8 protein-coding genes, 1 tRNA gene and 4 rRNA genes are annotated in these 12,781 nt (G+C 46.2%); 6 read left to right on the top strand and 7 right to left on the bottom strand.

The window, feature by feature from the left end; all coding sequences use genetic code 11:
* Window positions 1-3: 3 nt before the first annotated feature.
* From SSED_RS02245 to mutT, 6 genes are all read left to right on the top strand, one after another.
* Window positions 4-1,269, top strand: coding sequence for a type II secretion system F family protein (locus SSED_RS02245; protein ID WP_012140774.1), 1,266 nt, complete (start codon window positions 4-6; stop codon window positions 1,267-1,269).
* A gap of 72 nt (window positions 1,270-1,341) precedes the next feature.
* The gene (locus SSED_RS02240; protein WP_012140773.1) at window positions 1,342-2,253 is read left to right on the top strand and encodes a prepilin peptidase; all 912 of its coding nucleotides are present in this window, start codon (window positions 1,342-1,344) and stop codon (window positions 2,251-2,253) included.
* Between the two features lie 45 nt (window positions 2,254-2,298).
* Complete coding sequence (gene coaE / locus SSED_RS02235; RefSeq protein WP_012140772.1) at window positions 2,299-2,904, top strand: dephospho-CoA kinase; 606 nt, start codon at window positions 2,299-2,301, stop codon at window positions 2,902-2,904.
* An 8-nt stretch (window positions 2,905-2,912) separates the two neighbouring features.
* Window positions 2,913-3,647, top strand: a complete 735-nt coding sequence (gene zapD, locus SSED_RS02230; RefSeq protein WP_012140771.1) for a cell division protein ZapD — start codon at window positions 2,913-2,915, stop codon at window positions 3,645-3,647.
* A 79-nt stretch (window positions 3,648-3,726) separates the two neighbouring features.
* Entirely contained in the window at window positions 3,727-3,939 is a 213-nt protein-coding gene (gene yacG / locus SSED_RS02225) for a DNA gyrase inhibitor YacG (RefSeq protein ID WP_012140770.1), read from the top strand.
* 3 nt (window positions 3,940-3,942) lie between these two features.
* Window positions 3,943-4,332 (top strand): 8-oxo-dGTP diphosphatase MutT, encoded by a 390-nt coding sequence (mutT, locus tag SSED_RS02220; RefSeq protein WP_012140769.1) that lies wholly within the window; start codon window positions 3,943-3,945, stop codon window positions 4,330-4,332.
* Window positions 4,333-4,541: 209 nt separating this feature from the next.
* Here mutT and SSED_RS24755 read toward each other — a convergent pair whose 3' ends face one another.
* The 7 genes from SSED_RS24755 to SSED_RS02195 all read right to left on the bottom strand — a co-directional run bounded on the left by SSED_RS24755 (window position 4,542) and on the right by SSED_RS02195 (window position 12,739).
* Window positions 4,542-4,679 carry a hypothetical protein gene (locus SSED_RS24755; protein ID WP_190273185.1) on the bottom strand — a complete coding sequence of 46 codons (138 nt, stop codon included), beginning with the start codon at window positions 4,677-4,679 and terminating at the stop codon, window positions 4,542-4,544.
* A 1,120-nt stretch (window positions 4,680-5,799) separates the two neighbouring features.
* Window positions 5,800-5,915, bottom strand: a 5S ribosomal RNA gene (gene rrf / locus SSED_RS02215).
* Between the two features lie 138 nt (window positions 5,916-6,053).
* Window positions 6,054-8,949 (bottom strand): 23S ribosomal RNA (locus tag SSED_RS02210).
* Between the two features lie 338 nt (window positions 8,950-9,287).
* Window positions 9,288-10,830 (bottom strand): 16S ribosomal RNA (locus SSED_RS02205).
* Between the two features lie 1,407 nt (window positions 10,831-12,237).
* Window positions 12,238-12,399 (bottom strand): hypothetical protein, encoded by a 162-nt coding sequence (locus SSED_RS24750; protein WP_190273184.1) that lies wholly within the window; start codon window positions 12,397-12,399, stop codon window positions 12,238-12,240.
* 129 nt (window positions 12,400-12,528) lie between these two features.
* Window positions 12,529-12,644: ribosomal RNA gene (gene rrf / locus SSED_RS02200) — 5S ribosomal RNA — on the bottom strand.
* Together the 16S, 23S and 5S rRNA genes with 1 tRNA gene alongside form the textbook arrangement of a ribosomal RNA operon.
* Before the next feature lie 19 nt (window positions 12,645-12,663).
* Window positions 12,664-12,739, bottom strand: a tRNA-Thr gene (locus SSED_RS02195).
* Between the last annotated feature and the right edge of the window lie 42 nt (window positions 12,740-12,781).

Genomic DNA, 12,781 nt, shown 5'->3' with positions numbered 1-12,781 from the left:
GCTATGGCAACGGCGACAGCAGGCAAAGCAAAAAAATCAAAGAAAAAGAGTGCTAAAGCCCAACCTAAGGTTTTCACCTTCGAGTGGAAGGGAGTTAATCGCGATGGAAAAAAAACCTCTGGCGAGTTAAGAGGAACCTCCGCAATAGAGATAAAGAGTCAGCTAAAACTCCAAGGCGTTAAACCAAAAGCTGTCCGTAAAAAAGCAAACTCACTCTTCAAGAGTGAAAAGAAAATTACAGCCATGGACATTGCTATGATGACCAGGCAGGTTGCCACCATGCTCTCAGCAGGTGTTCCGATTGTCACAACGCTAGAATTACTGGGTCGTGGCCATGAAAAGCCTAAAATGCGAGAGTTACTAGCGACGATTGTAGGTGATGTCCAATCAGGTATCCCCCTTTCTGATTCACTCAAACCCCATAGACAATATTTCGATGATCTATATGTCGATTTGGTTGCAGCGGGTGAACATTCTGGCTCACTCGATGCCGTATTTGATCGCATTGCCACCTACCGAGAGAAAGCCGAGGCGTTAAAGTCAAAAATCAAGAAAGCCATGTTTTACCCCGCTGCAGTTGTAGTGGTTGCGATAGCGGTGACCGCCCTACTTTTACTTTTTGTTGTGCCTCAGTTTGAAGAGATCTTTCAAGGCTTTGGCGCGGAATTACCTGCCTTTACGCAGATGATTGTTGATATTTCTCGATGGTTGCAAGCCTCTTGGTATATTTTTGTTATAGCGATAATTATTGCAGTATTCAGCTTCAAACGCGCTCATCTACACTCACAGAGCTTTAGGAACAGGGTCGATGAATTTGTATTAAAAATCCCTGCTATAGGCGATATACTCGATAAAGGTGCTATGGCTCGCTTTGCTAGAACTCTCTCAACAACTTTCGCAGCGGGAGTTCCGCTAATTGACGGCTTAGAATCCTCTGCGGGAGCTTCAGGTAACTATGTTTATCGAAGCGCTCTACTTAAAGTGCGCCAAGAAGTGATGGCAGGTATGCAGATGAATGTTGCTATGCGCACAACAGGTCTGTTTCCTGACATGCTGATCCAGATGGTAATGATCGGTGAAGAGTCTGGCGGACTCGATGAGATGCTCAATAAAGTCGCTAACATCTATGAGATGCAGGTCGATGATGCCGTCGATGGCCTTTCCAGCTTAATTGAGCCTATCATGATGGTTGTCATCGGCACACTCGTTGGCGGCCTGATTGTCGGCATGTATCTACCAATCTTCCAAATGGGTAATGTGGTAGGCTAGCTCATTAACTCAATCTAAATAACTTTTTAACTCAGTCCAAATAACCATTTAGCATTAAAAGAATAAATATTAATGTCAGAATTTATCTCCATATTGAGCCAGAACCTTTGGCTCTTCAGTATTATCAGTTTTATTTTTTCGGCTGTCATAGGCAGTTTTCTTAATGTGGTAATACACCGCTTCCCCGTCATGTTAAAGCGTGAATGGCAGCAAGAGTGTAATCAGTATTTGAACGAATACCACGAAAAGCTGATAGCGCCCATTTCGGAGCAACTTAACAATCCCATCGATGACTACCCCGAGAGATACAATTTAGTCGTTCCTGCTTCTGCATGCCCGAAGTGTAAAACAAACATCAAACCATGGCACAACCTACCGATTGTCGGTTGGCTGATGCTGAAAGGAAAATGTGCGGCGTGTGGTACCAGTATTTCGCCCAGATATCCAATTATCGAGCTCCTCACCGGGCTGGCTGTAGCATTGCTTGCATATCATTTCGGGCCTGGCTGGGAATTCATTTTTGCGACGGTACTGACATTTGTTTTAATAGCCCTAACAGGTATTGATCTGGATGAAATGTTACTGCCAGATCAGCTCACCCTTCCTCTACTCTGGCTTGGCTTACTGATAAATCTGAATGGTACCTTTGCGTCACCGACCGATGCAATGATCGGTGCTGCGGCTGGCTATTTAAGCCTCTGGAGTGTCTTCTGGGCCTTTAAGCTTTTAACGGGTAAGGAAGGCATGGGATATGGTGATTTTAAACTATTAGCCGTTTTCGGAGCCTGGTTTGGTTGGCAGATGTTACCACTCATTATTTTATTATCATCGCTGGTTGGCGCAATAGTCGGTATAGGCTTGATAGTAACCAAGAAGATAAATAAAACTAACCCAATTCCTTTCGGCCCATATATAGCAGCAGCAGGTTGGATCGCCATGATCTGGGGCTCCGATATTACAAACTGGTACCTTTCTACACTGTAACGAATAACAGCCTTTGATAGATAAACGGTAAGTAGGAACAGATCAATGTCAAAGTTTATAGTTGGCCTGACGGGCGGTATTGGTAGCGGGAAAACAACCGTTGCCAATATGTTCGCCGAGTTAGGCGTTGAGCTTGTCGATGCAGATATTATTGCTCGAGAGGTGGTCGAGGTTGGATCCAAAGGGCTAAATGAGATTAGTGCTCACTTTGGAAACACAATACTAAACAAGGATAAAAGCCTAAATAGGGCCACACTCAGAGAGCTCATTTTTAGTCAGCCCGATGAACGACAATGGCTAAACGATCTGATGCACCCCATGATCAGGAGTAAGATACTAAAATGTATTGAATCCACCACTTCACCCTACGCTATTTTGGTTGCTCCCTTGCTATTTGAGAATGGTTTAGATAGGTTAGTAAACTTATCTCTTCTGGTTGATATTTCACCTGAACAGCAATTGGACAGAACAATTGATAGAGATTCTGTTTCTTCAGAACAAATTAAAAACATAATAGATAGTCAGGCTCCCAGAGCTGAAAGACTATCGAAGGCTGATGATGTCATAGACAATCATGGAAAGATATCGGCACTAAAAGGGAAGGTCATTACACTACATAATAATTATTTGAAATTAGCCAATAATACTTAAAAAACGCCATGACTGAACTAATTTATGAACAGCCTTTAAATGAAAAAACAAGAAGCTATTTGCGACTAGAATATCTAGAACAGCAACTACAAACAAATTTAGCTCATGATCATCAGCATAGATGTTTCTATCCACTTTTTTCTCTGTGCGAATTAACCGAACGCTGTGATTATCGTGGCGAAGTATTAAAAGATATTGATAAACAGATCCTTCAACTCTCTAACTGGCAAAACCTACCTCATATTGACTCTAGGCAAGTTAGTATTTACTTGTCCAAACTTGCGGATGCAAGAGAAGCCCTAAGTGTTTGTGAGAGGCCAGGAAGCCAGCTTAAACTCAATCGCTTTCTTGCTGCATTACGCCAAAGATTTAATATGCCGGGCGCTTGCTGTAACTTTGACCTTCCTCAACTCCACTACTGGCTTGCAAAACCATGGGACATTCGCCAGTATGAATACTCTGAGTGGATTGGTCATTTTACCGCCTTGCTCGTCCCCATTAAGTTACTGCTGGACCTAACCAGACAAACCACCGAATATAGCAATGCAGTAGCCACAGCTGGTTTTTTTCAAGGAAACAGCAATCAAGCCTTATCCTTAATCAGAGTCAAACTAGACTCCCAACAAGGATGCTATCCTACAATCAGCGGTCATAAAAATCGTTACGCCATCCATTTTGTACAATTTGACCAACAGAAACATTCTGATAGAAGCATAGAATTCAAATTAGCCACCTGTTCTTAAAATCAGTATTATTGTCATATCTACTATATAACGTGATCTGTTTCTAACAAGTCACGAAACCGGTTCAAGAGAACTAAACATGACAACAACAGTGAAATGTCCAACCTGCCAAAAAGAAGTCATTTGGAACAGCGAGTCTAAATTTAAGCCTTTCTGTAGCGATAGATGTAAACTTATTGACTTGGGAGATTGGGCCTCAGAAAAGCATGCAATTCCAGTTAAGTCCGAATTTGATCCTGAAACCCTAGATGGCTTAGGCTACGATGAAGCTGACTTCTTTAAGGATCAATAATCAATGAAGCGGATACATGTCGCCGTAGGCGTAGTCCTTAACAATCAAAATCAGGTATTGTTAGCCAAACGACCGTCTCACTTACACCAAGGTGGCAAGTGGGAGTTTCCTGGAGGCAAGGTTGAAAGCGGTGAGACTGGTTCACAAGCATTGATTAGAGAGCTTAGAGAAGAGGTAAACCTTATCGTCATTGCTACAAGCCCCTTAATGACGATCTCACATGATTATCCTGACAAAGAAGTACTCTTAGACATCCATACGGTAAATGGCTATTCAGGTCTTGCTGAAGGGCTGGAAGGACAGCAGGTGTTATGGGCAAATGTAGATAAATTAGGAGAGTATGATTTCCCTGAAGCTAACACTCCAATAATCGACAAACTACAGTCTCTTTAAGTCACTTCAGAGCCTAATTCCAAAATGACTTAGGCTCTTCCTCATTCCAACCAAATATCAGTTATCTAAGATGTCCTAGCTCTGTAAAACGCAAATTTCCATTAAGGAAGGCGTTACAGAGCATGACTTAATTCTTGGGGCGACATCTAGTTCAAATAGCCGAAACATCTTCACTACAGGAACGAATGACGACACGAGGTTGCTATGGGTTACATAATACAGTTAGCCGCTATCGTAGGTGCCAGCAACTCTCCACGTTTACCCCATTCGAAATCGAGGGCTTCCCTGCGAGTCTCATAGCCTTTTTCTGGCATCCATGCCATCAAGGCATTTTTAATCCTAAACATCTGATGGCGGAAATACCCCCTTTATGTAGGAGCGCGCTTCAGCCGCGATGCTTATATTATAAATGAGCTATTCCCGGCTAAAGCCGGTCCTACACTTTCCCCATGTTCGAGTGGTCATTTCTTGTAGCAAAGAGTCCAGACTAAAAACGAAAAAAGCCCGTTGCGTGAGCAACGGGCTTTATCGTTATTAGGCGCCTGGAAATGACCTACTCTCGTAGTCCACGAAGTGGACACATGGGGGTGAAATTATGGCGCTATAAATACGCAGTATTTAGCCATCATTGAACGCGGAGAATCCTGGATTCGTAGCGGGAGGTCCCGCTCAGCGGCGGAATTGAATCGTGGGAAGTGCTTTTGTAACCTGCAACAAAGGCGCCTTCAATGCCCAGCTTCGAGCAAAGCTCTCCGCGTTCAGCTCCAGCATCAAACTTCGTTTGATAAGCACAGGGGCTTCCCCCTACTATCACATGGATAAGATGCATGCTTCGCATGCGCTATTTACTTCCCCATGTTCGAGTGGTCATTTCAAAAAGCCGTTAAACGAAAAAATCCCCAACACGAAGTGCTGGGGATTTATCGACTCTTTTTACGAGAAATTAGGCGCCTGGAAATGGTCAGCTGCGGGTAAACCCTCCGCGTTCAATAGGCGCAAAGCTACGCTTCGCCAACAACGCCTATTTCACCCTACTCCACATGGAGATGAAGCATGCTGCGCATGCGCTATCTATTTCCCCATGTTCGAGTGGTCACTTCTTCTAGCAAAGAGTCCAGACTAAAAACGAAAAAAGCCCATTGCGTTAGCAATGGGCTTTCTCGTTTATTAGGCGCCTGGAAATGACCTACTCTCGTAGTCCACGAAGTGGACACATGGGGGTGAAATTATGGCGCTATAAATACGCAGTATTTAGCCATAATTGAACGCGGAGAATCTGTGATTCGTAGCGGGAGGTCCCGCTCAGCGGCGGGTCGACGTCGGGAGTAGGCATTGCACGTACGTGCTTAAGTGGATAAGCCACCTGATTTCAATACAGGTAAGTTCGAGACATAAACTTTGATATTTTTTAAAAGCCCAAACGCAAAAAAGCCACCTTATTCAGGTGGCTTCTTCACTTAATTAGGCGCCTGGAAATGACCTACTCTCACATGGGGAGACCCCACACTACCATCGGCGCGATTGCGTTTCACTTCTGAGTTCGGGATGGGATCAGGTGGGGCCACAATGCTATGGTTTCCAGACTAATTTGGTAAAATTTAGAAAGCTGTCTATCTAGAATCTTCTAAATAGCTCTTAAATAAGTTGAGTCACACTAAAATCAAGTACTGTATTCTTTTGAAGTAATCACACTAGCTTCATACAAAACCCATACGGGTTGTATGGTTAAGCCTCACGAGTCATTAGTACAGGTTAGCTCAACGCCTCACAACGCTTACACACCCTGCCTATCAACGTCCTAGTCTCGAACGGCTCTTTAGAGGAATTAAATTCCTAGGGATGACTCATCTTAGGACTCGCTTCCCGCTTAGATGCTTTCAGCGGTTATCGATTCCGAACGTAGCTACCGGGCAATGCTATTGGCATAACAACCCGAACACCAGCGGTTCGTCCACTCCGGTCCTCTCGTACTAGGAGCAGCTTCCTTCAATCATCCAACGCCCACGGCAGATAGGGACCGAACTGTCTCACGACGTTCTGAACCCAGCTCGCGTACCACTTTAAATGGCGAACAGCCATACCCTTGGGACCGACTTCAGCCCCAGGATGTGATGAGCCGACATCGAGGTGCCAAACACCGCCGTCGATATGAACTCTTGGGCGGTATCAGCCTGTTATCCCCGGCGTACCTTTTATCCGTTGAGCGATGGCCCTTCCATTCAGAACCACCGGATCACTATGACCTACTTTCGTACCTGCTCGACGTGTATGTCTCGCAGTTAAGCTGGCTTATGCCATTGCACTAACCGTACGATGTCCGACCGTACTTAGCCAACCTTCGTGCTCCTCCGTTACTCTTTGGGAGGAGACCGCCCCAGTCAAACTACCCACCAGGCACTGTCCTCAATCCCGATTCAGGGACCTGAGTTAGAACATCAAAGCTACAAGGGTGGTATTTCAAGGTTGACTCCAACAGAACTAGCGTCCCATCTTCAAAGTCTCCCACCTATCCTACACATGTAGGTTCAATGTTCAGTGCCAAGCTATAGTAAAGGTGCACGGGGTCTTTCCGTCTAGCCGCGGGTATACGGCATCTTCACCGCAATTTCAACTTCACTGAGTCTCGGCTGGAGACAGCGTGGCCATCATTACGCCATTCGTGCAGGTCGGAACTTACCCGACAAGGAATTTCGCTACCTTAGGACCGTTATAGTTACGGCCGCCGTTTACCGGGGCTTCGATCATGAGCTTCTCCGAAGATAACCCAATCAATTAACCTTCCGGCACCGGGCAGGCGTCATACCGTATACTTCCTCTTGCGAGTTTGCACAGTACTGTGTTTTTGATAAACAGTTGCAGCCACCTGGTATCTGCGACTCCCAACAGCTTAGAGAGCAAGTCTCATCACCGTCGGGAGCGTACCTTCTCCCGAAGTTACGGTACCATTTTGCCTAGTTCCTTCAGCCGAGTTCTCTCAAGCGCCTTGGTATTCTCTACCCAACCACCTGTGTCGGTTTGGGGTACGATTCCTGCTAACCTGAAGCTTAGAAGATTTTCCTGGAAGCATGGCATCAACTACTTCAGTCCCTTAGGACCTCGTCATCAACTCTCAGCCTTAATGTTCACCCGGATTTGCCTAAGTGAACAGCCTACAGTCTTAAACGCGGACAACCAACGCCGCGCTAGCCTAGCCTTCTCCGTCTCTCCATCGCAGTTAGCAGAAGTACGGGAATATTAACCCGTTTCCCATCGACTACGCCTTTCGGCCTCGCCTTAGGGGTCGACTCACCCTGCCCTGATTAACATTGGACAGGAACCCTTGGTCTTTCGGCGAGGGAGTTTTTCACTCCCTTTATCGTTACTCATGTCAGCATTCGCACTTCTGATACCTCCAGTGTGGGTTACCCCTTCACCTTCAACGGCTTACAGAACGCTCCTCTACCGCTTGCTAGTAAACTAGCAAACCCATAGCTTCGGTGTATTGCTTAGCCCCGTTAAATCTTCCGCGCAGGCCGACTCGACTAGTGAGCTATTACGCTTTCTTTAAATGATGGCTGCTTCTAAGCCAACATCCTAGCTGTCTAAGCCTTCCCACATCGTTTCCCACTTAGCAATAACTTTGGGACCTTAGCTGATGGTCTGGGTTGTTTCCCTTTTCACGACGGACGTTAGCACCCGCCGTGTGTCTCCCGTATAGTACTCATTGGTATTCGGAGTTTGCAAAGGGTTGGTAAGTCGGGATGACCCCCTAGCCTTAACAGTGCTCTACCCCCAATGGTATTCGTACGAGGCGCTACCTAAATAGCTTTCGAGGAGAACCAGATATCTCCCGGTTTGATTGGCCTTTCACCCCCATCCACAAGTCATCCGCTCATTTTTCAACATAAGTCGGTTCGGTCCTCCAGTTGATGTTACTCAACCTTCAACCTGCCCATGGATAGATCACCGGGTTTCGGGTCTACACCTTGCAACTAAACGCGCAGTTAACACTCGGTTTCCCTACGGCTCCGCTATTCGCTTAACCTCGCTACAAAATGTAAGTCGCTGACCCATTATACAAAAGGTACGCAGTCACGGTCTCAAGAACCGCTCCCACTGCTTGTACGTATACGGTTTCAGGTTCTATTTCACTCCCCTCACAGGGGTTCTTTTCGCCTTTCCCTCACGGTACTGGTTCACTATCGGTCAGTCAGGAGTATTTAGCCTTGGAGGATGGTCCCCCCATGTTCAGACAAGATGTCACGTGTCCCGTCCTACTCGTTTTCACGTAAAGTTAGTTTTCATGTACGGGGCTATCACCCTGTGCCGCTGTGCTTTCCAACACATTCCACTAACACCCTCTACGCTTAAGGGCTAATCCCCGTTCGCTCGCCGCTACTAGGGGAATCTCGGTTGATTTCTTTTCCTCCGGGTACTTAGATGTTTCAGTTCCCCGGGTTTGCCTCACATACCTATGTATTCAGTATGTGATACTCACTTATGTGAGTGGGTTTCCCCATTCGGACATCGTTAGCTCAAATGCTTGTTACTAGCTCGCCAACGCTTTTCGCAAGTTACTACGTCCTTCATCGCCTCTGACTGCCAAGGCATCCACCGTATACGCTTAGTCACTTAACCATACAACCCAAATGAGTTTCATCTGTGTTGCATTGCAACTAATGGTGTTTACTTTCGCCAAAAGAATACTCATGAACTCATTACCAATTAAGGTAAATCGTTCGGGCACTTGATTTTAAGTGTTTGAGAACTCAATTATTTATTTTCGCATTAATGCTATTAACTAAAACAGTTGTTATCCCTTACGAGATATCTTCCACAATAGTCCCTTTCACATTAACACTATCAGCTTTCCAAATTTTTAAAGAACAAGCATTACCGTCTAGGTATGCCACTCGCTCTAACAAGAACAAGTTATCTGTGTGAACACTCAACAAACATTAAGTTAGTCGTATAGGTAAGGAGGTGATCCAGCCCCAGGTTCCCCTAGGGCTACCTTGTTACGACTTCACCCCAGTCATGAACCACACCGTGGTAAACGCCCTCCCCGAAAGGTTAAGCTATCTACTTCTGGTGCAGCCCACTCCCATGGTGTGACGGGCGGTGTGTACAAGGCCCGGGAACGTATTCACCGTAGCATTCTGATCTACGATTACTAGCGATTCCGACTTCACGGAGTCGAGTTGCAGACTCCGATCCGGACTACGACCGGCTTTGTGGGATTAGCTCCACCTCGCGGCTTTGCGACCCTCTGTACCGACCATTGTAGCACGTGTGTAGCCCTACTCGTAAGGGCCATGATGACTTGACGTCGTCCCCACCTTCCTCCGGTTTATCACCGGCAGTCTCCCTAAAGTTCCCACCATTACGTGCTGGCAAATAAGGATAAGGGTTGCGCTCGTTGCGGGACTTAACCCAACATTTCACAACACGAGCTGACGACAGCCATGCAGCACCTGTCTCAGAGCTCCCGAAGGCACTAAGCTATCTCTAGCGAATTCTCTGGATGTCAAGAGTAGGTAAGGTTCTTCGCGTTGCATCGAATTAAACCACATGCTCCACCGCTTGTGCGGGCCCCCGTCAATTCATTTGAGTTTTAACCTTGCGGCCGTACTCCCCAGGCGGTCTACTTAATGCGTTAGCTTGGGAGCCCAGTAACTAAGTTACCAAACTCCGAGTAGACATCGTTTACGGCGTGGACTACCAGGGTATCTAATCCTGTTTGCTCCCCACGCTTTCGTACATGAGCGTCAGTCTTTGTCCAGGGGGCCGCCTTCGCCACCGGTATTCCTTCAGATCTCTACGCATTTCACCGCTACACCTGAAATTCTACCCCCCTCTACAAGACTCTAGTTTGCCAGTTCCAAATGCAATTCCCAGGTTGAGCCCGGGGCTTTCACATCTGGCTTAACAAACCGCCTGCGTACGCTTTACGCCCAGTAATTCCGATTAACGCTTGCACCCCTCGTATTACCGCGGCTGCTGGCACGAAGTTAGCCGGTGCTTCTTCTGCGAGTAACGTCACAGCAAGCAGTTATTAACTACCTACCTTTCCTCCTCGCTGAAAGTGCTTTACAACCCGAAGGCCTTCTTCACACACGCGGCATGGCTGCATCAGGCTTTCGCCCATTGTGCAATATTCCCCACTGCTGCCTCCCGTAGGAGTCTGGGCCGTGTCTCAGTCCCAGTGTGGCTGATCATCCTCTCAGAACAGCTAGGGATCGTCGCCTAGGTGAGCCATTACCTCACCTACTAGCTAATCCCACCTAGACTCATCTAATCGCGAAAGGCCCGAAGGTCCCCTCCTTTCCCCCGTAGGGCGTATGCGGTATTAGCAGTCGTTTCCAACTGTTATCCCCCACGACTAGGCAGATATCTAGGCATTACTCACCCGTCCGCCGCTCGACGTCTGATAGCAAGCTACCTCCGTTTCCGCTCGACTTGCATGTGTTAGGCCTGCCGCCAGCGTTCAATCTGAGCCATGATCAAACTCTTCAATTAAAGTTTTGTTGGTTCCTAAGAACCGGCTCAATGAATTCTGATTTCGTTTAAAAGACTCGGAAGAATCTTAAAAACGTTTGTACATATTGCTATGAACACTCATCTTACATTGAGTAAAATTTTTGACTACTTCGTGAGAAGTAGTTTCGAATAACTCAACACCTGTGAGTGTCCACACAGATTTCTTGTTTCAATTTGTTAAAGAGCGCTAGCATCAATCTTTCAGATGCTGCCGTTAGACGCTAGGTCGTTGGCTTGAGGAGGCGTATTCTACACGCTCCGTGGTTGGCGTCAAGCGCTTATTTTAAGAAGTTTTTCAAGCGATGATTTCTTATACACTCTCGTATGTAAGGCACATCAATGAACCGCTTAAACCGCTTTTCACCTGATTAGAGTTTCTATTGAAAATCTAATCTCTAACACTGCTGCAAGTCCCGTCCTATCTAACCTTTCGACTATTTCTAATCTCAAGTCATTAGCTTAGTTGGCCTGCTGTGCCGTGTCAGTGGGAGCGAATTATAGGGAGTTTTAGGCAGAGCACAAGCGCTAATTACTGATATATGGGTGTTTTTATCAAATTGGCACTTAAGAACAGCTTGCGCACCAGTTGCGCACAGGGTTACCCACAACCGGCACAAGTAAAGCGCGACTGATGCTGATTTAGCCCTCATACGCATCAGTCACGTCATGTATTCACCGATCACATTAACGGTTGAAAACCAATCAATTAAAGCGGTTCAATAGGTCCGATGCTGAAACTTATACGATCAAAGCTGTTGTCCAATCAGGTTTACACTCTTCATATTGATATCGGTAATAACGAATATCGGCCTGGCAACTAAAATGAGCCAAGCCTAAGAGCAGGGAATAAGGAGAAATATAGCGAGTTTCATGAAGGAATAGCTGGGGGAACTGGAATGAAAAGCCAGATCCATAGAATACAATCGGGCCGATGCCCTCTCACGTGGCAGTCTAGACGGATGATTTTTCGTATAAATGTAAGATCAAAATGTCTGTTTTCGAAGCTAGGGCAACCGCCATGGTAATTGTAGATCCAGTAACAAGCATTAACGAGAGTCAAGATTGGCGAACTGGAAGTTATACAGGGAGAAACGGTAACCGATAAAGACAATGAAAATGTCTTTGGTGCACAACTGAACGCCTTGCAAACCGGATGAGGCCCATATATGGCGAAGGTAGAATAATGCACGGCTATATGGATATTGGAGGTTGAGCGAAGCAGGGTACTAGATCCAAGTATGCAATTAATAACATTGTCTCTAAAGCGCTAAATTCTCGCTGACCGATCACATCTTTATACCGATTGATATTACCCCTTTTTACATCCATCCTGAATTTCGTAACCAGCCTTCCTCTGTAGGAGCGTGCTTTAGCCGCGAAGCCTTCTTAAGAGCGAAGGCGCCAGTCATAGCCGCTGAGAAACTTACTGCAAAATGCCAACAAAACGGAGACCCTGACCGCCATGGATGGCGGAAATACCGTTAATGCATGGATGCAATTAACGGCCACATCGACGAAGTCGCTACGGGCTGCATGTGAAGTAGGCATTCATGCCTACCTAAGTGGAGAAGTCACCTGCCTACATTGAACTGGACCATGAGCTACTGAGCCAAAACTTAAAATAGCCCAAACGCAAAAAAGCCACCTTATTCAGGTGGCTTCTTCACTTAATTAGGCGCCTGGAAATGACCTACTCTCACATGGGGAGACCCCACACTACCATCGGCGCGATTGCGTTTCACTTCTGAGTTCGGGATGGGATCAGGTGGGGCCACAATGCTATGGTTTCCAGACAAATTCTTTTAACTAAAATGGTGCTGATACCCAGAATCGAACTGGGGACCTCATCCTTACCAAGGATGCGCTCTACCGACTGAGCCATATCAGCAATATTTTAAATTTATTACTACGATTGAGTCTTACGTGTTTT

Origin of the sequence: Shewanella sediminis HAW-EB3, from assembly GCF_000018025.1 — a bacterium.
Taxonomy (GTDB): Bacteria; Pseudomonadota; Gammaproteobacteria; order Enterobacterales; family Shewanellaceae; genus Shewanella; species Shewanella sediminis.
Note: the sequence above shows the minus strand (reverse complement) of the source record. Positions and strands in the feature narration are given on the sequence as shown.

Bases quoted from the DNA above. Each gene is read 5' to 3' on its own strand.
- SSED_RS02245 (WP_012140774.1), top strand. From the start codon at position 4: ATGGCAACGGCGACAGCAGGCAAAGCAAAAAAATCAAAGAAAAAGAGT.
- SSED_RS02240 (WP_012140773.1), top strand. From the start codon at position 1,342: ATGTCAGAATTTATCTCCATATTGAGCCAGAACCTTTGGCTCTTCAGT.
- coaE (WP_012140772.1), top strand. From the start codon at position 2,299: ATGTCAAAGTTTATAGTTGGCCTGACGGGCGGTATTGGTAGCGGGAAA.
- zapD (WP_012140771.1), top strand. From the start codon at position 2,913: ATGACTGAACTAATTTATGAACAGCCTTTAAATGAAAAAACAAGAAGC.
- yacG (WP_012140770.1), top strand. From the start codon at position 3,727: ATGACAACAACAGTGAAATGTCCAACCTGCCAAAAAGAAGTCATTTGG.
- mutT (WP_012140769.1), top strand. From the start codon at position 3,943: ATGAAGCGGATACATGTCGCCGTAGGCGTAGTCCTTAACAATCAAAAT.
- SSED_RS24755 (WP_190273185.1), bottom strand. From the start codon at position 4,679: ATGTTTAGGATTAAAAATGCCTTGATGGCATGGATGCCAGAAAAAGGC.
- SSED_RS24750 (WP_190273184.1), bottom strand. From the start codon at position 12,399: ATGCCTACTTCACATGCAGCCCGTAGCGACTTCGTCGATGTGGCCGTT.